Raw genomic sequence first — 21,816 nt, 5'->3', positions numbered from 1 at the left:
AATACGTTTTACAAAAGATATCGGCCTTCGTTCGTTTAACAAAATATTAATGGCACTCGCAAAGAGGTGGCATGGTTTTTTCTGTATCTTAGGGAATTCATTAGTTTTAACTAAGAAATCCCGATCGTTTTGCGAACGGTTTTTTAGAAAAATCGAAATAAAGTTTGTATGAAAAGAAATCTTGCCTATATACTTGGGGTAATGCTTATTTCAGTGGCCTCCTGCGGTTTCACCAATAAGTCTTTTGAAAATGATGATAAGGATAAGTTACTTCTCGATTTAATAACGTACGTACTACAAAAAGGCCATTATGAGCCAAAGGATATCAATGATGATTTTTCAGTAAGTATTTTTAATGATTTTCTGGATGTTATAGATCCTACCAAAAGATATTTTCTTGAAAGTGATATTAAGGAATTTGAGCAGTATAAGTTTCAATTGGATGATCAAATAAAGAGCACTGATATAAGTTTTTTCAATTTGGTGTATGACAGGCTTATGATGCGAATGGAAGCCGCCAAAATTCTGTATCAAGAAGTATTGGATACGCCTTTCGATTATTCAAAAAATGAAAATATCGATATTGATTATGAAAAAATGGCATTTGCCAAGGATAAGGATGAGCTCCACGAGCGATGGAGATTACAACTTAAATATGCCACGTTAGGCACCTATGACTCTAAATTGCGCCAATTGGAAAATGGAGAGGATGAGGATTCTGCCCAAGAAGGTTCTCCAAAAATAACCTCCCCAAAAGAGGCCGAAGTTTCTGCAAGGGCATCAACTAAAAAGACGCTGGATGAGTTCTTTGATTTTGTTGGTGATTTAGAGCGTAAGGATTGGTTTGTGCAATATATAAATACGATTGTGGATGAGTTTGACCCTCATACCTTTTACTTCGCTCCAGATGACAAAGAGAAATTTGATATGAGCATGTCCGGAAAATTTGAAGGAATCGGGGCCCGTCTACAGAAAAAGCCTGAAGGTGCCAAGATTGTGGATATTATTTCTGGCGGACCTGTTTGGAGGGATGGTCAATTAGAGGTAGGTGATCAGATTTTAAAAGTAGGCCAGGAAGGTGAAGAGCCCATCAATATAGTTGGTATGCGTTTAGATGATGCCATTAAATTAATAAAGGGGCCTAAAGGAACAATTGTAAAGCTTACCGTTAGAAAGATTGATGGTTCTATGGAGGAGGTTTCCTTAACGCGAGACGTGGTTGAATTGGAGGAATCCTTTGCAAAATCTGCTAATATTATTAAGGGAAACCAAAAATTCGGCTTAATAGATTTGCCTAAATTTTATGTTGATTTTGATGACTACACGGAAAGGAATGCAGCCACAGATGTGGCTAAAGAAGTGGAGCGTTTAAAGCAAGAAGGAGCGGAAGGCTTGATTTTGGACTTACGGGACAATGGTGGAGGTTCTTTAAAGACTGTTGTGGAAATGGCGGGACTTTTCATTAAAGACGGGCCTATTGTACAAGTACGTTCTTCTGGAAAGGGGAAGGATGTATATGATGATAAGGATGAACGCATTCAGTGGGATGGTCCGTTGGTAATTTTGGTGAACGAGCTTTCCGCTTCGGCATCTGAAATTTTGGCTGCAGCCATGCAAGACTACAAAAGGGCTATTGTAATTGGTAGTAAGCAAACGTTTGGTAAGGGTACTGTACAAAATGTTATACCCTTGGATAATATAGTTAGGAGCAACGAACATGGGCAGCTTGGGGCCATTAAACTTACAACTCAAAAGTTTTACAGAATCAATGGTGGTTCTACCCAATTGGAAGGGGTAAAAAGTGATGTGGTGGTGCCGGATAAATATAGTTATATAGACCTTGGTGAGAGAGATCAAAGCAATCCTTTGAAGTGGGATAAAATTTCTCCTGCCGATTACAAACCTTGGGACGGTTACATAGATTATGAGCAAACGGTGGCCAATAGCACTCGCAGAATGGAAAATAACCCTCAGATCAAGTTGATAGAGGAGAATGCTAAGTGGTTAAAATCACAGCAAGATGAAATGGTTATTTCCTTAAATTATGATGCTTACAAAAAGGAGGAGGAAAAGGATAAAGTAAAGTCGGATTATTTTAAAACTATCAATGAATATGATAGTAAATTATCATTTGAGTCCTTGAAATATGAAGAAGAATTATTTACCCAAGATTCAGTCTTAAGGGAAAAAAGGGATAGATGGCATAAAAGCTTGGCCAAAGATGTTTATGTCGAAGAGGCAGTCAATGTTCTTCAGGATTTGAAGGTTAACAATATTAAACATGGAAAATTAGCTGTTAAAGGGTAATTGAAATAATAACTTATATCTTATTTAAGCTCCGGTTTTTCTGGAGCTTTTTTATTTAGGGGGAGTTTGGTAATGCTCTTTATGGTTTGCTTCAACATGCGCTAGTTTAGGGGGTATATAGGTTTTGCAAAATGGTTTTTTCCTACCTTTTATATAATAGTTCTTGAACTTTTCTTCAGATGCTTTAAACTCTGAGAACAATAGGGATTGGGTAATAATCTTTTGATTGTTATTATTTTGCAATTCACTTAGAATTTTGTCAACCTGTACCTTTTGTCCTAGGTCAAAGGAATAGATGGCAGAACGGTATTTGTCTCTCATAGAATGGTTGCTCGTGCTATTATGAGTTTCCAGGTGGATTTCGATCAGTTTCCTTTGCGTAATTTGCGAACCTGAAAAATGTACAATAATCGCCTCTGAAAAGGTATTATATCTTCCATGGGAAGCAATAAACCCCTGGTCTACTTTAAAAACTCCTCTTAGCGATTGAAAAACAGCCTCTGTACACCAGTGACATCCGCCACCTAAACCAATCTTTTTCATAATTAGTATTTTGTTTCTACAAAATAAAAAGACCTGCCTTTAAAGCAGGTCTTAAGAATCGAAATTTACAAACTTATACCCTAAGCAACGGATCTTAAAGCATTGGTGTTTTCTGTACTGGCTTCTTGTTCTAGACCTTTTTGTTCGTGCATTCTTTTACCTTGTACATAAGTTAACCAAAGTAGAATGATACAAAGAACAGCAGCTGCACCATTACCTTCTTTAGCCATTAAATGGGCAATTATGCCAAAAATAAAATTTATAAAAAATCCGGCGTACGCCCATTCGGTCATCCAATTGTTTTTATTGAGAATAAGGACTGCCAAACCAATCAGCTGTGCCGCTCCAATTACAAAAATAAGATAAGAGGGATATCCTAATTTTTCAAATGTTCCAACAATAGTTTCATAATTTACAAATGAATTCGCAACTGCGTATACCATGGCAATGGAGAATGAGCTCAGTGCCAGTAAGTAGCTTATTTTAGTAGTTTTCATAGATATGGGATTTTTAATTCTATTCTAAAATTACAATTAAGCTACCCATTTGCTTTTTCAACGTCGTTGGTTGACAAATTACTGTAGATAAGTGGCTATTTTCTTGAGGGCAACAGGCTATGTTAATTTATCTGCATACATTTTTCTGAATTTTGCCAGTTTAGGAGTGATTACCGCACTGCAATAGCCTTGTTCCGTATTATTTCTATAATAATCTTGATGGTAATCTTCAGCTTCATAAAAAATTTGAGCCTCAGATATTTCCGTAACAATCGGATCATCATAATAGGGCTGTATATCTTTAACTACCTCCTCAGCTATTTGTTTTTGAGTTTGGTCGTGATAAAAAATGACCGATCTGTATTGCGTGCCTACATCGCCCCCCTGTCTGTTCAAAGTTGTGGGGTCATGACTGGTCATAAATACAGATAGTAAATCTCTATAGGAAATTACATTTGGGTCAAAACTGACCTGTACTACTTCTGCATGTCCCGTTAAGCCGGAACAGACCTCTCTATAAGTGGGTTTGCCAGGGGCATTGCCTCCACTGTATCCAGATATAATTTTCTCTACGCCTTTTAAATTCTGTAAAAGTGCTTCTACGCACCAAAAACATCCACCACCTATGGTAGCAATTTCAGTATTTGATTTACTCATGTGTTGATTCTTCTTTTTGTAATTCTAATGATTCTGAGTTTACGCAATATCTTAATCCACTAGGTTCGGGTCCATCGGGGAAAACATGTCCTAAATGGGCATCACAGGTATTGCACATAACTTCTACTCGTACCATTCCAAAGGTGGTATCCTTTTCATATTTAATGGCGTTCTCTTTAATAGGCTGTGTAAAACTTGGCCAACCAGTACCGGATTCAAACTTTATAGTAGAATCAAAAAGAGGGGTGTTACAACAAATACAATTATACTTTCCGGCTTCGTGCGCGCTGCAAAGGGCTCCAGTATGCGCTCTTTCCGTTCCCTTTTTTCGTGTAATGTAAAACTGCTCTGGTGTTAAAAGCTCCCGCCACTCTTTTTCGGTCTTCTCTACACGTTTATCAGGTGCAGGATTTCCCTTAACACTAAAATTAATGACTTCTTTCCATGTAATCATACTCAATTATTTTTATAAAACAAGATAGAAAAGCTTCCTAAACCAACCTATCCCTTTAGCGAAAATTTAGACTGGTATCACAGGTTATTTGTCGGATATTAGCTGCTATCCTTTCATGTCTAAAATTAAATACTGATGGACTGAATCCTTACATACTGGGTAATTATCTATTTTTGCCGAGTATGAAAAAGAAAACTATTTATTCTATTTTGGTGATATGTTGTGTAGTGGGATTCTGGATTTTTGAGAACTTTTATACACCAGCCACTTATACAGAAGAAGCCATACCGGCCTTTAGAACTGATATATCTCGTGATTTTATGCCTCAGTCTACTACAGGCGACATTGTGGAACATAATTACTACACCCTTTCCTATAACGAACCCTATGAACAGGCAGAGTGGGTGGCCTATACGTTGAAAAAGGAACATCTCACCAGTGACCAACGAAAAAGGCCATTTTTTATAGAAGATCCTAAAGTAAAAACAAAATCTGCGGATTGGCGTAACTATAGAGGTTCTGGGTACGATCGAGGACACCTTTGCCCTGCAGGGGATAGGCGCTTTTCTAAGCAAGCCTACGATGAAACTTTTTACACGAGCAATATAAGTCCTCAAAACCGTGCTTTCAATTCCGGTATCTGGAACCGCCTGGAAATTGAAGTTAGGAATATGGCCCGAAGGTATGGCGAAATATTTGTGGTTACAGCGGGTGTTTTGGAGGATGGATTGGAAGAGATAGGAGAGGAAGATGTAGATGTACCCAAATATTACTATAAGATATTGGCCAGGCGGGATTCAGACGGGCCTAAAATAGTAGGTTTTCTATTTTTAGGACAGGAAAGTAAAAGGCCGCTACAAGAGTTTACGGTGCCAATTGATGAAATAGAAAAGAGAACGGGCATCGATTTTTTTGAAAACTTACCGGAGGAGCTAGAAAAAAAGTTGGAAGCAAAGAATAATGTTGCCGATTGGGAATTCTAGATTCCTTCTTTCAATCGGTTGGCATCGAGCTTTAGAAAAACAAAGAGCAAGGCGGTAAAGAATAATAGTCCGGAACCTCCATAACTGAAAAACGGCAGTGGTATACCAATAGTGGGCAAGATTCCAATTACCATCCCAATATTTATAAAATAATGGATTAGTAAGATGGAAACCACTCCATATCCATACATTCTACTAAAATCTGTTTTTTGCCGTTCGGCCAAATAGACCAGTCGTAATAGAAGAAGGGTAAATAGCAGAACTACAGTTGCTGTTCCAATAAATCCCCATTCTTCTCCTACGGTCGTAAAAATGTAATCTGAATGTTGTTCGGGTACAAAATCTCCCTTGGTTCGTGTACCTTCTAAAAAACCTTTTCCAAAAAAACCTCCAGATTCTATGGCCTTTTCAGACTGGTAGGTATTATAGCCAATAGTTTTTCTTATTTGCTCTAATTTATTGGGGTCTTTTTCCAATCGAAGCCAAAGGCTAAAACGGTCTCTGTGGCGTTGTTCAAAAACATTATTGAAAACAAAATTTACGCTAAGAGAAAATAAAATGGTCACAATGACGGCTACAGACAAGGGTATAACAGGTACCCTGAATTTTTTGTTCTTCAATAGAAAAAACAGGATCAATAAAAGAGCGATGAATATGACCACCCAAATAGTGCCAAACATTAAGGTGCTAATAAAAGTTAAAATAGCCAACATGGCAATACCAAGATAGTAGAGGGGAAGACCTTCCCTAAAAATGACAAATGTCAAAGAGAAGAATACCAATGCACTACCTGGGTCTGGCTGTGGTATGATGAGAATAGCGGGAATTAGTATTATGGCAAAGGCGTATAGTTGGTCTTTACGCCTTTTGATATCCGTTTGTATATCACTAAGATATTTGGCCAAAGCCAATGCTGTAGCTACCTTGGCAAGTTCAGAAGGTTGGAAATTGAAAAAACCTAAATTGTACCAAGAAGTAGCCCCTGAAATTGTTTTGCCAAAAACAAACAGGCCTAGGAGCAATACTAGGCAGATAATATAGAGCAAACTGGAAAAGCGTTCATAAAAACTGGCTTCCAAGGCCAATAAAATGACGATGGAAGCAAAGCTTGCCAGAATAAAAAATAACTGTTTGCCATGTAACGCGCCAAAATCAAAGATGGAAGAATCGGCTTCGGAGAAAGTACTGGAATAGATGTTTACCCATCCAATGGTTACCAATAATAGATAAAAAAGAACGGTGAGCCAATCAACCCTTTTAAGTACACTTTTGCCTGCCATAAATGCGATTATTCTCTAGAAATAAGTTCTTCCAAGGGTTTTGAATGCTGGCTCCAATCGTATTCATTGATTCTGAACTCCTTTCCTAAGTAGGGTTTGGCATATTCATATTCAAGCGTTCTTTCGAGCATACGTTTTTCTAAATCGGTACGGGTAATTTCACCTTTAAGATATCTTTCTATAAGTAGGGAGGCTATATGACCTGCGTATCTAGAACCGTAATAGCCATTTTCAATGTATACGGCCAAAGCAATTTCCGGCTTTTCCACAGGGGCAAAGGCAACAAAAACGGAGTGATCCGTAAGCTGAACGCGAACGCTATCTATTTTTGTAAAGTTTTCCACGGTTCCAGTCTTTCCTGCAATTCTAATATCAGGTATTTGTACATATTTTGCGGTTCCCTTTTCATATACTTCGGCCATACCTTGAATTATAGGCTCAAAATGCTGCTTGTCTATAGTGGTATGTTTAGGCTCAACATAGTCTGGTATACTAATATTTTTACCATCTACTTTTTTAAGGATATGAGGAGTGAAATAAAACCCTCTGTTGGCAATAGCCGCCGTCATATTGGCCAATTGAATTGGAGTAACGGCCACCTCTCCCTGCCCAATTGAATTGGAGATAATATAAGAGGGAGCCCATCTATTATCCCCATACCACTTGTCATAATATTCCTTACTCGGTATCCTGCCCTTTTTACCCGTAGGTAGGTCATATCCCAAATACTGACCTAGGCCAAAGCTCTTCATATGTTTTTCCCATACATCCATGCCTTCGTCCGTAGTCTCAAACTTTTCATAGATCTTTCTAAAGGTGGCGGCGAAATAGGCATTACAGGATTTATAGATACCATCGTTCAATCTACGAAGACCTCCACCACAATGGCACCCCCTTTTCTTTCGGCCTACATAAAAACCATTATAGCATTGTACCGTGGTATTAGGGGTAATGACCCCTTCCTGCAAAGCTACTAAGGCATTTAAGGTTTTAAAGGGTGATCCGGGCGAACCTTCGGCCAATATGGAACGATCAAACAAGGGTTTGGCAATAGAGTCGTAATGTAATTTGCTGTAATTTTTTGATCGTTCACGACCCACCAAAAGAGCGGGGTCATAAGTAGGCCCTGAAATCATTGCCAAAATTTCGCCTGTAGCCGGTTCCAAAGCAACGATACCTCCCCTTTTGCCGTGCATCAATTTTTCCCCATATTCCTGTAAGGCCTTATCAATGGTAATATTGATTTCCATGCCTTGCTCCGGCAAGGTGTCCATCATTCCATCCTTGTATTTTCCAATATCCCTATTAAAGCGGTCTTTTTGAATGTATTGTACGCCTTTTCTTCCTCTTAGGATATCCTCATATTGTTTTTCTACACCGGTTCGCCCAGTAAGTTCTCCTTGTACGTAATAGGGGTTTTTAGCCAAATCACGTTCATTTACCTCACTAATGTAGCCTAAGACGTTAGCCGCACTTTTAGTGTCATAATATCTGAGGGAACGTTTTTGAATGTAAAAACCTTTGTAGTGCCGCATCTTCTCTTGAAGTTTGGCATAATCCTCCTTGGATAGTTGAGGTACAAAAACAGATGGTAGGCGAGGTGAATAAATGCGTGCCTTTCTTAGTTCATTTTTGAATTTTAGCTTGTCAATGCCCAATAGCCTGCAAAACTCCAAGGTGTCCAGTTGTCTAACTTCCCTAGGAATGACCATGACATCGTAAGCAGGGTCGTTACCCACCAAAAGCTTTCCATTTCGATCATAGATGTAGCCCCTTTCCGGATAGTCATATACCCTTTTTATGGCGGGGTCTTCCAGGACCTGGTCAGGAGAAAAGGTGAAAATCTGCAAATAGGATAACCTTCCCAAAAAGGTGATGGCGATGATTACGATGATGGAAGATAAAAGTAGCTTTTTCATCTATGATGAAATTTGGGTTTTATCGCATTTATTCGAATTTATGTATCGGGTTTTTTATTCCTTCCGAACACTAAACAGCGAACCGAATAGTAAGCAAAGGATAAGAGTGGCCGCCCCCGTAGCCAGAACTTTTTTCAAAACTAATAGGAAATTGGCCAAACTGAAAATTTCCAACGTAAAGAAAACCAAGTGATGTACTAATATCAATAACGTTAAAAATGTAATTTGTTGTACCTGAGTGGTGTTACTTAATTTAAAACTTTGAAATTCAAAATTTACACCAAAGACAAAGCGCATAATAGCCGGTCTTATATAGGCAATGGTTATGGTAGATGCGGTATGAATGGCCATGGTATCCGAAAAGAAATCTATTGCCAGCCCAAGTAAAAACCCAAGCCCTATAAATGCGGCCCTATTTTCTTTAATGGGGTACCAATAAAGAAACAAAATGTATACCATTGGATTTATGAAACCAAAAAAGTTCAATCGGTTAAATACCAATACCTGCACCAATACCAACAGGATAAACCTCAAAACATTTAAGATGTAGTAATTACTTATCATCTGCTTCCGTCTGGTTTTGAAGTTCCAAAATCTCTTCCCTATATCTATTATTTACGATATATACGTTTTTAATGTTCGTCATATCGTTGAAAAGAGTAACATCTATACTGTAAAAACTTTGAGAGCTGTTCAAGTCAAATTTTCGGATGGTCCCGATAGGAATCCCTTCCGGAAAAATACTGCTCATTCCTCCAGTAACAATGGTATCGCCAATAGTTAAGGGTACCAATCTAGGAATATCCACCAATTGCACAACATCAAAACGTTTCATGTCCCATACCAAGGAACCAAAGTGGTCTGTATTTTTTATTTTGGCGTTGATATTGGATTTTTCATTGAGAATGCTCTGTACCGTGGCAAAATTATTGGAAACGTTCTCTACGATTCCTAAAATTCCTTTGCTGGTAATCACCCCCATATCAGGTTTTACACTATCTTTTTCTCCTTGATTGATGGTGATATAATTCCTTGGATGGGCGTAACTGTTTTTAATGACCTTTCCTGTAGTTACAGTGTATGTTTGCTGCACGGAATCGAGGGCTACAGTGTCTAAAGAGCTTTTGTTGAACAATAGGTAACGCAACCGTTCATTTTCTTCCATGAGCCTTTGATTCTCTTGATCCAGCCCAAAATAGGTAGTTACATTATTGGAAGTACGTAAAATATTCCCGGTTACCCAATTTGAGGAGTTAAAGAATCTGGATTGATGGTATGAATGGGATTGGATAGTAAAACCCAATGAGATGATCATCAACAGGATATAAAGAAGGAAATTCTTATACCTTATGATAAAATTGATGATCTGCTGCATTCGCTATAGATTTTTTTGAATCCTGCGAAGCCATTCCGATTGGAAATAGAAATAGAAAACCTTCGAAATCGCCCCGAATTCTTTTAAGGTTTATTTGATAAGGATGCTCTTGTAGCGCTCAAGGTTTTTTAAAGCAATACCTGTTCCTCGTACAACCGCCCTTAAAGGATCTTCCGCAATGTATACCGGTAAATCTGTCTTCTGGGACAATCTTCTATCCAAACCGCGTAGCATGGAACCACCACCGGCCAAATAAATACCTGTGTTGTAAATATCGGCAGCTAATTCCGGAGGAGTTTGGGATAAAGTCTCCATAACCGCATCTTCTACCCTTAGAATGGACTTGTCCAATGCCTTGGCAATTTCACGATAGGAAATCTGAACTTGCTTTGGTTTACCCGTTAGCAAATCACGTCCTTGTACCGATTTTTCATCTGGAGGAGTTTGTAAATCCTCTGTTGCGGAACCAATTTCAATTTTAATATTTTCAGCGGTAGCTTCCCCAACATATAAGTTGTGCTGCGTACGCATGTAGTAAATAATATCATTGGTGAAAACGTCACCCGCAATTTTAACGGACTTGTCACAAACAATACCGCCCAAAGCAATTACGGCAATCTCTGTAGTACCTCCACCTATATCTACGATCATGTTCCCTTTGGGTTGCATGATGTCAAGTCCAATACCAATGGCAGCAGCCATAGGTTCATGGATAAGGTAAACTTCTTTACCGTTTACCCTTTCGGCGGATTCCTTTACCGCTCTCATTTCCACTTCGGTAATACCCGACGGAATACAGATAACCATGCGCAATGCAGGTGGGAACCACTTTTTCTTTAAGGCCGGAATATTCTTAATGAACATATTGATCATCTTTTCAGATGCATCAAAGTCCGCAATAACCCCGTCTTTAAGGGGTCTAATGGTTTTGATATTTTCGTGAGTCTTCCCCTGCATCATATTGGCTTCCTTACCTACGGCAATGATTTTGCCGGAAATACGGTCGCGTGCAACAATAGATGGACTGTCTACAACAACTTTGTCCATATGAATGATGAGGGTGTTCGCAGTACCTAAGTCGATAGCGATTTCCTCAGTCAAGAAATCAAAAAATCCCATTTGTAATTTACTTTGGTTATGTTACTAAGCTCGATTGGGGTGTGCTTGTTATCGACAAATGTAGTGAAATTAGTGCTTGAAATGACGGGTGCCCGTCATCACCATAGACACATTATTTTCATTACAATAATCGATGCTTAATTGATCTTTAATAGATCCGCCCGGCTGTATAACGCTAGAAATACCATTTTTATGCGAAATTTCTACACAATCTGGAAATGGAAAGAACGCATCACTGGCCATTACGGCTCCGTTGAGGTCAAAATTAAAGTGATTTGCCTTGTGAATTGCCTGATTTAAGGCGTCTACGCGAGATGTTTGTCCTGTTCCACTGGCACACAGCTGTTTGTTTTTAGCAAGTACAATTGTGTTTGATTTAGTGTGTTTGCAAAGCTTACTGGCAAAAATCAAGTCTTCAATTTCTTCTTGTGTAGGCTTTTTGTCCGTTACATATTGCAAATCTTCAACCGCATCCGTTCTATTATCCTTATCCTGTACCAAAACCCCGTTTAGACAAGTTCTTACTTGGTTGCTTGGTAGCGCAATATCATTCTGAACCAGAATGATGCGGTTCTTTTTGCCTTTAAGTATTTCTAAAGCTTCCTCTGAATAACTAGGGGCAATAACAACTTCGCAGAACAACTGGTGGATTTCTTCCGCTGTGGGTTTATCTATTTCCACATTGCTAATCAAGATACCGCCAAAAGCCGAAACCGGGTCTCCCGCCAAGGCATCAATATAGGCTTGGTGAATGGTGTCACGTTGGGCTAGACCACATGCGTTGTTGTGCTTTAGAATGGCAAAAGTAGGAGCGTCATCCTTAAATTCCTCCATGAGGTTCACAGCAGAATCCACATCTAACAGGTTGTTATACGATAACTCTTTGCCGTGCAATTTGTTGAAAATTGCATCAAAATCGCCATAGAAATACCCTTTCTGATGTGGGTTTTCCCCGTATCTAAGGGTTTTTCCGTTGGTTTCACTCATCTTAAGGGCAGGAATTTCTCCTTGGTTAAAATAATTGAAAATGGCCGTGTCGTAATGGGAAGAGATATTAAAGGATTTGGTGGCGAACCTTTTTCTTTCCTCAAGAGTGGTGCTACCACCTCCATTTGTGATGATTTCAAGCACTTCTGCGTAATCTTCCATGGATGAAACACAAAGTACATCCTTGAAATTCTTTGCTGCGGCACGGATCAAGGAAATACCGCCAATGTCAATCTTTTCAATTATATCCTGTTCCGATGCGCCACTTGCAACGGTTTTTTCAAAAGGATATAGATCCACGATCACTATGTCTATCTGTGGAATTTCAAACTCTTCTAATTGGGCAACATCCGTTTCGTTATCCTGGCGGTTAAGAATACCTCCAAAGACCTTAGGGTGCAATGTTTTGACCCTTCCGCCTAAAATGGAGGGGTAACTGGTAACATCCTCAACAGGTACAACATCGATTCCTAGGTCCTTGATGAATTTTTCGGTTCCTCCAGTAGAATAGATGGTAATTCCAAGCTCATTGAACTTTTTTACAATAGGCTCCAGCCCATCTTTGTGAAATACGGAAATTAATGCGGAGGTTGCTTTTTTAGTGCTCATTTTCTTTGCGTGTGGTTATCGTACTTTAATGACACGCAAAAGTAATTGATTATAGATTAAAAACCGACGAGGTTATCAACAAATAAGCCTAAGTTGTAAACGCTTTAGTTCTATTAATGCCCAAAAACGGACTCGACTACAAAGAGTAGATGTTTTACCTTCTCAAGTTTATAAAACTGTCTACTTCGCGGCTTTTTCGATCAATTGGGCAATTTCTTTATTGATAAATTCTAGAAAGCGCTCATCTTCCTCCGTAAAAGGGTCTGGAGTATTGGAGTCAATATCTATTTGACCAATATTTTCCCCGTTGACAAATAAAGGAACAACAATTTCTGCCTTTACCGTGATGCTGCAAGCAATATAATTGTCTTGTGCCTTTACATCAGGGACCACAAAATTTTGATTGGAAACCGCTACCTGACCGCAAATCCCTTTTCCAAAGGGAATGATGGTATGGTCTGTAGATTCACCGGCATAAGGGCCTAATTTAAGTTCTTCTTTGTCGCCATTTTTGAAATAGAAACCTACCCAGTCATAATGGGGAACGGTAGATTGGAGATAATCACAAACCTCCTGCTGCTTTTGTTCAAGAGATTTGTTAGAATTTAATATTTCCATTGCCTTATGGCGAAGTTGGGTAAACATGCTCAATTTTTTTGCAAATATACGTATCACCTTGGTCGTAGATTATAAATTTTCTTAACAAGGAAATAAAAAAAGGATGCCCCGTAAGGCATCCTTTTTGAAGTTCAGAAAGTTGAATAAAACCTATGGTTGAATCTTTACATCGAACATGATATAATCGTTGTTATCAAACCCTGGTTCAATGGCCGTAACCTTTATTAGACCTTTTTTACCGTAGTTGTCCACAAACTCGATAACGTCGCCTGCATTGATATTAGTGAATTTTTGAAAATCTGTCTTATCGATAGAAGCCAATTCGCTAGCCATGGTTATGGCATCAAATTCGGCACCTGTTTTTGCGGAAAGTTGGAAGAACATTTCATTTAGTTCTTCGTTTTCGGCGTCATCTTCTGTATCATCAGGTTCTAGACCGTCCACAAAAAATCCAAACGACTCATTAAACGTAGAAGCAGATGCCAAGGTAGCCTTGTCGTCCGCTGAAACCCCTGAAGCTCCATAGTAATAGCCAAAGTCCCAGTAAGCTCTAAATTCAGGACCTTCATTAATACGGTAAATATGGTCGTCCTCTGTGTCCGGTTGCTCTAAGAAAGAGAAGAAGGATTCAGTGGTGCCGTCTTGTGCCGGTGCAAACAATTGAACATCGGTAAAGCTCATCACCTCTGCATCAGGATTATTTCCATTACCAACGGTTACGGTAATGGTTCCTACACCCAAAGCTTTTCTTTTGGTAGGGTCCCTAAAATCTCCTTTTCCAGTAGTGGTCCAAAAGCTGTAAACAATTTCTCCATTGTCAATATCTGGTACTGGTAGACTAAAGGTAAAATCAATTTCTTTTTTGGTAGCCCCATCCAAATCAATAGATCCATCCGCCTTGGTAGCTTTTTTAAGGTCATCACTGTCCAAATCAAAATTGTTGAAGGGCATATCTCCACTTCCTCCTATATTTTGGGTAATGTACATTCTTCTTTGCGTAAGGTCAGTGGATGTAAAAATGACACGTCCAGGAACTTCGGTCCCGACTTCACCGCTGGCTTCTGCCACCAAAATGTCGTTAGAGGGATCTCCCTCGTTAAAAACTAGGGTAGCAACTTCCTCCTCCTCATTGGGCTCACCATCTGGATTTTCTTGTTGTGGATTGTCAGGAGTATCAAAAACATTTCCGTCATCGGAACTACAACTGGCCGCAAACAAGGAGAAAGCTACAATCGCAGCTTTGTACGTAAATTTTGTAAGCATATTTTTTTTCATCATCAGGATTTAATTTAAACGTTAATGGTTTTAGGTGAATGTGCTTTATGCACATCCCAATAAATAGTTACAACGTTCCAAAGCTTAAATTATTTTCCTTGTTTAAAAGAGTGGTTAAAGCCGAGTTTGTTTAACCGATATCTTTGTAGGTGCTTGGCGGGGCTTATTTTTTCCAATTCTAATTTCATTTAAAGTCTATTTCGTAATTTTGCCACATGAAGGAATTCCTACATCGCATTTTTTCATGTTGCATGGCCCTGCTTTTATTGGCTTCCACCACGTCTTGGAAAGTGGAAAAGCATTATTGTATGGGTAGGTTGATCAATGTAGCCTTTTTTGTAGATGCCGATGCTTGTGGGATGGATATGCCGGTCTTGGCTGAACAGGAGGTTACCTTAAATCAAAAAACATGTTGTGATAATGAGGTGATTCTGCTAGAAGGTCAGGATGAGGTGACCGCTGTTTACAACGATTTGGATTTAGATCAACAACAATTCCTGATTGCCTACACCCTTAGTTTTCTGGAAGTTCTGACGCCGTTAGATTCCAAAGAATCCTTTTATAACTCCTATCATCCCCCCAAAATAGTCAAGGATATTCAATTGCTTGACGAAGTTTACCTCCTTTGATTTTTTTTAAGATTTTTCAGTTAAAACCCTTTTGGGTGCAACACTTTTGTTGCCTTTAAGGAATATTTTCTAATTGATTACTTCTTAAAAATGAAAACAGTACTACATATAAAAAATATGGTGTGCGACCGTTGCAAAATGATGGTCGGTCAAACCATGGCACAATTGGGGTTTCCCGATGCGCAAATAGATTTAGGTTCAGTTACTTTAACGCACCAAGTGCCGTTGAATATCTTAAAAATCGCACAACTTCTAGAAGAAAAGGGATTTGAATTGATTTCTGATTCCGAGGCGATTCTTTCGGAAAAAATAAAGACCAGCTTGGTAGAATTAGTGCATCCGGATTCAGTACAGCAAGATGCGAATATTTCCATAGTGCTATCCCGAAAGCTGTATAGGGATTATTCCTATTTAAGCAAACTCTTTAGTAGACGAGAAGGTATATCCATAGAAAAATATGCCATTAAGTTAAAGATGGAACGGGTGAAGGAATTGGTACAGATGAACCAATTGAATTTTACGCAGATTGCCTATAGTTTGGGCTATAAGAGCAGTAGTCACTTGTCCCGCCAGTTTAAATCGGTAACCGGACTCTCCATGTCAGAATATAAAAAGGGGCAAAATCAAAGAACCTCCTTGGACCAAATTGTATAAATCTTATCCATAAACCGTCAAAACAATACGGTTTATGGCCCTTAGCTTTGTACTGTAATTTGTTCTATTAGCATGAAGAAGACCTATCACATACACGGTATGACCTGTACTGGATGCAGGGCACATGTTCAGCATATTTTGGAAAATGTGGCTGGAGTCGCAGCAGTGACCGTTAATTTGGAGGAAGCAAAGGCGGAGTTGGAAATGGACACGGATATTCCTTTAAAAACCCTCGAGAAAGCTTTTGAAAAGAACGGTGGTTCTTATTCCATTCATGAAAAGGAGGTGCCGCAGCAAAAAAGGACGAAAAAGAAGCCGGTTGAAAATGGAAACGGTTCCTTTTATTGTCCCATGCATTGTGAGGGCAATAAAACGTATAATGCCCCGGGCGATTGCCCAGTGTGCGGTATGGATTTGGTCGAGGAGGCCGATTCAACTTCTGTTTCGGGAGCTATTTATACTTGCCCTATGCATCCGGAGATTGAAGAAGAGAAAGCGGGCGAATGTCCTATTTGCGGAATGGACTTGGTGCCAAAAGAAGTGAATATTTCCGCGGAGGAGCGTAATTACCAACAGTTATTATCCAAATTTTGGATGGCTTTGAGCTTTACCCTGCCCATTTTTCTCATTGCCATGTCCGAGATGCTACCTAATAACCCACTTTTTATGGTAATGCCCTTAAAATATTGGAATTGGGTACAGCTGGGCCTTTCGCTTCCTGTAGTTTTTTATGCCACTTGGATGTTTTTTGAGCGAGCTTTTCGCTCAATCAAAACTTGGAATCTGAACATGTTTACCCTAATAGGTATAGGTGCCGGTGTAGCCTGGCTTTTTAGTGTTTTTGCATTGTTGGTGCCTGATTTTTTTCCGGAACAGTTCAAGACCGAAAGTGGTACGGTACACGTGTATTTTGAGGCCGCTACCGTGATTTTGACCCTGGTGTTGTTAGGTCAAGTGTTGGAGGCAAGGGCGCATAGCAAGACCAATTCCGCAGTCAAAGAATTGTTGAAACTGGCGCCCAACAAAGCCTTAAGGTTGGTTAACGGAGAAGAAGAAAGTGTTTCTATAGATGAAATACAGGAAGGGGATTTGCTCAGGGTAAAACCGGGAGGTAAAATTCCGGTGGATGGTAAAATTACCGAGGGCGAAAGTACAATAGATGAATCCATGATTACGGGCGAGCCCGTTCCTGTGGAGAAATCGGTGGGCGATGGGGTTACTTCGGGAACAATTAACGGAAATAGGTCTTTTGTAATGGTAGCCCAAAAAGTAGGACAAGAAACCCTGCTGGCCCAAATTGTGGAAATGGTCAATAACGCCAGCCGTAGTCGTGCACCTATTCAAAAATTGGCGGATAAAATATCGGCCTACTTTGTTCCTATAGTGGTCCTTATCTCCATTGTCACATTTGTTGTCTGGGCCATTTTTGGGCCCGAACCGTCTTATGTGTACGCCTTGGTTAATGCCATCGCGGTTCTGATCATTGCCTGCCCTTGTGCTCTGGGCTTGGCCACGCCAATGTCCGTAATGGTAGGGGTTGGTAAAGGAGCCCAAAATGGTGTGTTGATCAAGAATGCGGAAGCCTTGGAGAAGTTGAACAAAATCGATGTGTTGGTGGTGGACAAGACCGGAACCCTTACCGAGGGTAAACCTTCCGTGGAACAGATTGTGGGTATTTCCGAGCAAATAAAGGATGTTACATTGCTTAGGTTGATGGCGAGTGTCAACCAAAGTAGCGAACATCCATTGGCGGAAGCAACTGTTCGTTATGCCAAGGAGAAAGGGGTGTCACTTAGTGAGGTCACTGATTTCAATTCCGAAAGCGGAAAAGGCGTTTCGGGAAATGTCAACGGAAAAGTGGTAGTTCTTGGGAACCTAAAGATGCTGGAAACGAAAAGCATTTCACCTTCGGGTGAATTGAAAGAGGCTGTGGCCCATCAGCAGGAAAAGGGAAAAACGGTCTCTTATCTGGCGGTGGATGGAGAACTTCTTGGTTATGTGGTGATTTCGGACAAAATAAAGGCTTCCAGTAAAAAAGCCCTTCAAGAGCTGCAAAAAATGGGAGTTGAGGTGCTTATGCTTACAGGGGATAACAATGCTACTGCCCACGCAGTTGCCAGAGAAATGGGGGTGACCTCCTTTAGGGCCGAAATGCTTCCGCAAGATAAATTGGCCGAAGTTGAAAAGCTACAAGCAAAAGGCAGGGTAGTGGCCATGGCCGGTGACGGTATCAATGATGCCCCGGCATTGGCCAAAAGTGATGTGGGTATTGCCATGGGCACCGGTACCGATGTGGCCATTGAAAGCGCACAAGTTACGCTGGTCAAAGGGGATTTGCAGGGGATTGTAAAAGCCTACCGACTTGGGGAAGCGACGATGAGAAACATTAAGCAGAACCTATTTTTTGCTCTCATTTATAATTCAGTGGGTGTGCCCGTAGCTGCGGGGATATTGTTTCCCTTTTTTGGAATGTTGTTGTCGCCCATGTTGGCGGCGTTGGCCATGAGTTTTAGTTCGGTTTCCGTCATAGCCAATGCCTTACGTTTAAAAACCGTTTCGCTTAATTAATATGAAATACAATTGATGAATAAAATACTAAATTCTTTAATCCTACTATTTTTATTGCAGGCCGTTTACGCTCAGGAAACGGTGACGGGCAAAGTGGCCGAAGCTACTTCAGATGGAGACGGACTTCCCCTTGCCGGAGCCAGTGTGTACTGGTTGAATTCGCCTTTGGGTGCGGTTACCGATACGGACGGAAATTTTGAAATTCCGTTTAAAAAGGAGTACGACCATTTGATTGTTAGTTATATCGGTTTTGAGTCGGATACCTTGGTCATAAAAAAACCGAAATCCGTAAATGTATTTCTAAAACCCTCCAATGAGTTGGATGAAGTGGTTGTAGCCCAGAAAAAAGAACCGATGCAAAAAGCGTTTTACAGTCCGCAAAACGTGGTTACGGTCAACAGTGCGGAACTATTGAAGGCGGCCTGTTGCAACCTGGCCGAAAGTTTTGAGACCAATCCTTCCATAGACGTCAATATTTCAGACGGACTTACCGGAACCAAACAGATACAAATGTTGGGGTTGACGAGTCCATATTTGTTGATTACCCAAGAGAACATACCTATGGTACGTGGGGCTTCGCAAGCTTTTGGGTTAACTTTTACACCCGGTACGTGGATAGAGAGTATTCAGATTACCAAAGGAGCCGGTAGTGTAGTAAACGGGTACGAAAGTATATCAGGGCAAATAAATACCGAGCTCGTAAAACCGTTAACAGACCAACCCTTATTTGTCAATGGCTATGCCAACCAAAATGGACGGTATGAAATCAATACGCATTTGAATGCCAAGTTGAACGACAAGTGGAGTACCGGTCTGTACATCCATGGAAATAAAAGAACCCAAAAAGAGGATGATAATGGCGATGGGTTTTTAGATGCGCCCCTTGCGGACCAAATTAATGTTATGAACCGCTGGCAGTACCAAAATCCGGAAACGGGCTACGTGATTTTTTTAAACGTTCGTTTTTTAAACGACGAAAAGCAAATTGGGGAAGTAGACTTTCATCCCAATACCGATAGAATTACAGCAAGCAACCCTGTGTTGAACGGCAATGAAATATGGGGAGGGGAAATAGATACCCGAAGATTCGATAGTTCTATTAAGCTGGGTTATGTATTTCCGGAGTTGCCCTTTCAAAGTATGGGTTTTCAAGCAAGTTATAGCAAGCACTTACAGGATTCTTATTTTGGACTTAGAAGCTACGATATTGACCATGAGAGCATTTATACCAATTTTATCTTTAACAGTATCATTGGCGATACCCGAAACAAGTTTAAAACAGGGCTCACCTTTGCCTATGACGGTTATGAAGAAATGGTAAGTGCCACTGATTATGGTAGAAGCGACCGCTCGGCAGGTGCTTTTTTTGAGTACGGCTATGAAAATTTGGAGAAATTGAGCTTTACCGCCGGCTTGCGTATCGATACCCATAACCGTCTGGGTACGTATATTACGCCCCGCTTTCACCTGAGGTATACCCCATGGGAAAGGGCCAGTTTAAGAGGTTCATTTGGTAGGGGAAAAAGGGCGGCCAATATTTTTGCAGAAAACCAGCAATTGTTCGCTTCCTCTAGAAACATAAACATAATGGATTCCGGTGGAAGTGTGTATGGGCTGGAGCCCGAAGATGCCTGGAACTACGGCCTTAGCTTTTTACAAGGCTTTACATTCTTGGGTAAAAAGGGAAATGTATCCCTAGATTATTATCGTACCGATTTCAGAAATCAAATAGTGGTGGATTGGGAAAATCCACGGGAAGTATCCTTTTACAATCTCGATGGCGAAAGCCAGGGGACCAGTTTTCAGGCAGAAGTAGATTACGAAATTTTGCCGCGAACCTATTTAAGGGGCGCTTATAAATATTACGATGTACAAGTAGATTATAAAGTGGGTAGGTTGCAAAAACCCCTTCAAGCACAGCATCGCTTTTTTGCCAATGCCAGTTACGAGACCCGAATCAAAGAAAATGGGGCACAATGGCGTTTTGATTATACCCTGCACAGCTTTGGAGAGCAACGCTTGCCCAATACAGCCGATAACCCGGTTGCCTATAGATTGGCAGAAAATGCATCGCGCTACAACCAAATGAACGCCCAGGTAACCAAGGTGTTCTCAAATGCTTTTGAGGTTTATGTGGGAGGGGAGAATTTAAGTGATGTGCAGCAAGAAAATCCTGTTTTGGGAGCCGATGACCCTTTTGGACCGTATTTTGATACGAGTATAGTATACCGGCCGATTATGGGTAGAATGTTTTATGCAGGATTTAGATTAAAATTATAATAACAACTAAAAATAGATATAATGAAAAAGCTAGTATGGACCCTTGTTTTAAGTTTGGCAATCACATCCGTTTTTGCCCAGGACAAAAACAAAAAAGTGGAGATGGAAGTAGACGGTAAGTGTGATATGTGCAAAACCCGTATTGAGAAAGCGGCTCTGGGCGTAAAAGGGGTTAAATATGCCATGTGGGATATACCTACTCATCAACTGTCGTTGGTTTTAGATGAGCGAAAGACCAATGCCATGCAGGTAAAAATGGCCATGGCAGAGGTTGGGCATGATACCAAGGAATTAAAAGCGACCGAGGAAGTTTACAATAAGGTGCACCCTTGTTGCAGGTACCGTGAAGATGGTTTCGATGATAGCGGTCATCATTGAAAATGAAGGGTTTACAATCTTTTTTAGGAAGTGTTAAATTCTTCATAATTAAATTTGGGAGATTCAAAAACAGCCTACATTTAATTCAAATTTAATTCTGTCAAATTATGGCAACATCAAAGAAACCGGCTCCTGCAGCCGCTGCCAAAAAAGTAGCTCCAAAAGCTGCTAAGAAGGCACCTTCTAAAAAGAAGTAAGTATGATGGCTCTTGCTAAAGAGCCCAGAAATAGGAAATGAAACCATCTCGAAAGAGATGGTTTTTTTATTTTTAAGGTTATGGTTTGGGGGCGGTTGAGGGATTTATAATGAATAGAAAACAATAACAAAACACCCCTGTAAAAACCGTTTTGGTTTTTACTGTCCCCTCAAGGGGACAATTGATATTTCCCCTTTGAAGGGGGTGCCCGCAGGGCGGGGGATGCATTCACTCCTAGAGGTGGAGTAAGGGAGTTGTTAAAAAGAGAGAAAGTGCTGAAAAACAAAACTCTAAAAGAACCGTTGAAGTTATTGATAAACAAATTAACAAAGGGCAAGAGGAAGATGCTCAAGCTAGTGGGTGAATACCAGTTTAAGGGATGATTTATTTCCTGAAATAGTTACAACCCCCAGTTAAAATCAATTTTTGAAGCTAAAGTTAAAGATTTAGATTCTAATTTATACGGTTATATTAATGTAGAGTAAAT

General features: G+C 40.1%; 19 protein-coding genes. 7 read left to right on the top strand and 12 right to left on the bottom strand.

Annotation, left to right across the window (positions count from 1 at the left end; genetic code table 11):
- The first annotated feature begins 168 nt into the window (after positions 1-168).
- Positions 169-2,307: a carboxy terminal-processing peptidase gene (locus BIZ36_RS10650; protein WP_187457889.1), complete on the top strand. Its 2,139-nt coding sequence runs from the start codon at positions 169-171 to the stop codon at positions 2,305-2,307.
- A gap of 51 nt (positions 2,308-2,358) precedes the next feature.
- Here BIZ36_RS10650 and BIZ36_RS10645 read toward each other — a convergent pair whose 3' ends face one another.
- From BIZ36_RS10645 to msrB, 4 genes are all read right to left on the bottom strand, one after another.
- Positions 2,359-2,850, bottom strand: a complete 492-nt coding sequence (locus BIZ36_RS10645; RefSeq protein ID WP_187457888.1) for a peptide-methionine (S)-S-oxide reductase — start codon at positions 2,848-2,850, stop codon at positions 2,359-2,361.
- A gap of 80 nt (positions 2,851-2,930) precedes the next feature.
- Entirely contained in the window at positions 2,931-3,347 is a 417-nt protein-coding gene (locus BIZ36_RS10640; protein ID WP_187457887.1) for a DoxX family protein, read from the bottom strand.
- Positions 3,348-3,464: 117 nt separating this feature from the next.
- Positions 3,465-4,004 (bottom strand): peptide-methionine (S)-S-oxide reductase MsrA, encoded by a 540-nt coding sequence (gene msrA, locus BIZ36_RS10635; protein ID WP_187457886.1) that lies wholly within the window; start codon positions 4,002-4,004, stop codon positions 3,465-3,467.
- The gene (gene msrB / locus BIZ36_RS10630; protein WP_187457885.1) at positions 3,997-4,458 is read right to left on the bottom strand and encodes a peptide-methionine (R)-S-oxide reductase MsrB; all 462 of its coding nucleotides are present in this window, start codon (positions 4,456-4,458) and stop codon (positions 3,997-3,999) included. Before msrB ends, msrA begins: the two co-directional genes overlap by 8 nt.
- 182 nt (positions 4,459-4,640) lie before the next feature.
- Here msrB and BIZ36_RS10625 point away from each other — a divergent pair, with 182 nt between their 5' ends.
- Positions 4,641-5,441, top strand: coding sequence for a DNA/RNA non-specific endonuclease (locus BIZ36_RS10625; protein WP_187457884.1), 801 nt, complete (start codon positions 4,641-4,643; stop codon positions 5,439-5,441).
- Here the strand turns inward: BIZ36_RS10625 and rodA are convergent.
- The 8 genes from rodA to BIZ36_RS10585 form a co-directional block, all read right to left on the bottom strand.
- The gene (gene rodA, locus BIZ36_RS10620; RefSeq protein ID WP_187457883.1) at positions 5,438-6,721 is read right to left on the bottom strand and encodes a rod shape-determining protein RodA; all 1,284 of its coding nucleotides are present in this window, start codon (positions 6,719-6,721) and stop codon (positions 5,438-5,440) included. The two genes, BIZ36_RS10625 and rodA, sit on opposite strands and share 4 nt — an antisense overlap.
- Positions 6,722-6,729: 8 nt before the next feature.
- On the bottom strand, positions 6,730-8,640 hold the full coding sequence (mrdA, locus tag BIZ36_RS10615; RefSeq protein WP_187457882.1) for a penicillin-binding protein 2: 1,911 nt from the start codon (positions 8,638-8,640) through the stop codon (positions 6,730-6,732).
- Between the two features lie 54 nt (positions 8,641-8,694).
- A complete protein-coding gene (mreD, locus tag BIZ36_RS10610) occupies positions 8,695-9,204 on the bottom strand; it encodes a rod shape-determining protein MreD (RefSeq protein ID WP_187457881.1) in 510 nt (169 codons plus the stop codon).
- Positions 9,194-10,015 carry a rod shape-determining protein MreC gene (gene mreC, locus BIZ36_RS10605; protein WP_187457880.1) on the bottom strand — a complete coding sequence of 274 codons (822 nt, stop codon included), beginning with the start codon at positions 10,013-10,015 and terminating at the stop codon, positions 9,194-9,196. Before mreC ends, mreD begins: the two co-directional genes overlap by 11 nt.
- A gap of 90 nt (positions 10,016-10,105) precedes the next feature.
- Positions 10,106-11,134: a rod shape-determining protein gene (locus BIZ36_RS10600; RefSeq protein WP_013992538.1), complete on the bottom strand. Its 1,029-nt coding sequence runs from the start codon at positions 11,132-11,134 to the stop codon at positions 10,106-10,108.
- Positions 11,135-11,203: 69 nt separating this feature from the next.
- On the bottom strand, positions 11,204-12,730 hold the full coding sequence (gene purH / locus BIZ36_RS10595; protein ID WP_187457879.1) for a bifunctional phosphoribosylaminoimidazolecarboxamide formyltransferase/IMP cyclohydrolase: 1,527 nt from the start codon (positions 12,728-12,730) through the stop codon (positions 11,204-11,206).
- A 180-nt stretch (positions 12,731-12,910) separates the two neighbouring features.
- Entirely contained in the window at positions 12,911-13,375 is a 465-nt protein-coding gene (locus BIZ36_RS10590) for an XrtF-associated fRMsr-like GAF protein (protein ID WP_187457878.1), read from the bottom strand.
- 123 nt (positions 13,376-13,498) lie between these two features.
- Complete coding sequence (locus BIZ36_RS10585; protein WP_222937352.1) at positions 13,499-14,626, bottom strand: hypothetical protein; 1,128 nt, start codon at positions 14,624-14,626, stop codon at positions 13,499-13,501.
- 212 nt (positions 14,627-14,838) lie between these two features.
- Here BIZ36_RS10585 and BIZ36_RS10580 point away from each other — a divergent pair, with 212 nt between their 5' ends.
- The 5 genes from BIZ36_RS10580 to BIZ36_RS10560 all read left to right on the top strand — a co-directional run bounded on the left by BIZ36_RS10580 (position 14,839) and on the right by BIZ36_RS10560 (position 21,132).
- The gene (locus BIZ36_RS10580; protein ID WP_187457877.1) at positions 14,839-15,252 is read left to right on the top strand and encodes an HYC_CC_PP family protein; all 414 of its coding nucleotides are present in this window, start codon (positions 14,839-14,841) and stop codon (positions 15,250-15,252) included.
- Between the two features lie 90 nt (positions 15,253-15,342).
- Positions 15,343-15,906 carry an AraC family transcriptional regulator gene (locus tag BIZ36_RS10575; RefSeq protein WP_187457876.1) on the top strand — a complete coding sequence of 188 codons (564 nt, stop codon included), beginning with the start codon at positions 15,343-15,345 and terminating at the stop codon, positions 15,904-15,906.
- A 72-nt stretch (positions 15,907-15,978) separates the two neighbouring features.
- A complete protein-coding gene (locus BIZ36_RS10570; protein WP_187457875.1) occupies positions 15,979-18,474 on the top strand; it encodes a heavy metal translocating P-type ATPase in 2,496 nt (831 codons plus the stop codon).
- Between the two features lie 15 nt (positions 18,475-18,489).
- On the top strand, positions 18,490-20,754 hold the full coding sequence (locus BIZ36_RS10565) for a TonB-dependent receptor (protein ID WP_187457874.1): 2,265 nt from the start codon (positions 18,490-18,492) through the stop codon (positions 20,752-20,754).
- 21 nt (positions 20,755-20,775) lie between these two features.
- Positions 20,776-21,132, top strand: a complete 357-nt coding sequence (locus BIZ36_RS10560; protein ID WP_187457873.1) for a heavy-metal-associated domain-containing protein — start codon at positions 20,776-20,778, stop codon at positions 21,130-21,132.
- Positions 21,133-21,816: the final 684 nt, after the last annotated feature.

It is taken from the genome of Cytophaga sp. FL35 (assembly GCF_014349235.1).
Classification (GTDB): Bacteria; Bacteroidota; Bacteroidia; order Flavobacteriales; family Flavobacteriaceae; genus Euzebyella.
Note: the sequence above shows the minus strand (reverse complement) of the source record. Positions and strands in the feature narration are given on the sequence as shown.

What these genes read in the sequence shown, in the direction of transcription:
- BIZ36_RS10650 (WP_187457889.1), top strand. Translation starts at nt 169, where the DNA reads ATGAAAAGAAATCTTGCCTATATACTTGGGGTAATGCTTATTTCAGTG.
- BIZ36_RS10645 (WP_187457888.1), bottom strand. Translation starts at nt 2,850, where the DNA reads ATGAAAAAGATTGGTTTAGGTGGCGGATGTCACTGGTGTACAGAGGCT.
- BIZ36_RS10640 (WP_187457887.1), bottom strand. Translation starts at nt 3,347, where the DNA reads ATGAAAACTACTAAAATAAGCTACTTACTGGCACTGAGCTCATTCTCC.
- msrA (WP_187457886.1), bottom strand. Translation starts at nt 4,004, where the DNA reads ATGAGTAAATCAAATACTGAAATTGCTACCATAGGTGGTGGATGTTTT.
- msrB (WP_187457885.1), bottom strand. Translation starts at nt 4,458, where the DNA reads ATGATTACATGGAAAGAAGTCATTAATTTTAGTGTTAAGGGAAATCCT.
- BIZ36_RS10625 (WP_187457884.1), top strand. Translation starts at nt 4,641, where the DNA reads ATGAAAAAGAAAACTATTTATTCTATTTTGGTGATATGTTGTGTAGTG.
- rodA (WP_187457883.1), bottom strand. Translation starts at nt 6,721, where the DNA reads ATGGCAGGCAAAAGTGTACTTAAAAGGGTTGATTGGCTCACCGTTCTT.
- mrdA (WP_187457882.1), bottom strand. Translation starts at nt 8,640, where the DNA reads ATGAAAAAGCTACTTTTATCTTCCATCATCGTAATCATCGCCATCACC.
- mreD (WP_187457881.1), bottom strand. Translation starts at nt 9,204, where the DNA reads ATGATAAGTAATTACTACATCTTAAATGTTTTGAGGTTTATCCTGTTG.
- mreC (WP_187457880.1), bottom strand. Translation starts at nt 10,015, where the DNA reads ATGCAGCAGATCATCAATTTTATCATAAGGTATAAGAATTTCCTTCTT.
- BIZ36_RS10600 (WP_013992538.1), bottom strand. Translation starts at nt 11,134, where the DNA reads ATGGGATTTTTTGATTTCTTGACTGAGGAAATCGCTATCGACTTAGGT.
- purH (WP_187457879.1), bottom strand. Translation starts at nt 12,730, where the DNA reads ATGAGCACTAAAAAAGCAACCTCCGCATTAATTTCCGTATTTCACAAA.
- BIZ36_RS10590 (WP_187457878.1), bottom strand. Translation starts at nt 13,375, where the DNA reads ATGTTTACCCAACTTCGCCATAAGGCAATGGAAATATTAAATTCTAAC.
- BIZ36_RS10585 (WP_222937352.1), bottom strand. Translation starts at nt 14,626, where the DNA reads ATGATGAAAAAAAATATGCTTACAAAATTTACGTACAAAGCTGCGATT.
- BIZ36_RS10580 (WP_187457877.1), top strand. Translation starts at nt 14,839, where the DNA reads ATGAAGGAATTCCTACATCGCATTTTTTCATGTTGCATGGCCCTGCTT.
- BIZ36_RS10575 (WP_187457876.1), top strand. Translation starts at nt 15,343, where the DNA reads ATGAAAACAGTACTACATATAAAAAATATGGTGTGCGACCGTTGCAAA.
- BIZ36_RS10570 (WP_187457875.1), top strand. Translation starts at nt 15,979, where the DNA reads ATGAAGAAGACCTATCACATACACGGTATGACCTGTACTGGATGCAGG.
- BIZ36_RS10565 (WP_187457874.1), top strand. Translation starts at nt 18,490, where the DNA reads ATGAATAAAATACTAAATTCTTTAATCCTACTATTTTTATTGCAGGCC.
- BIZ36_RS10560 (WP_187457873.1), top strand. Translation starts at nt 20,776, where the DNA reads ATGAAAAAGCTAGTATGGACCCTTGTTTTAAGTTTGGCAATCACATCC.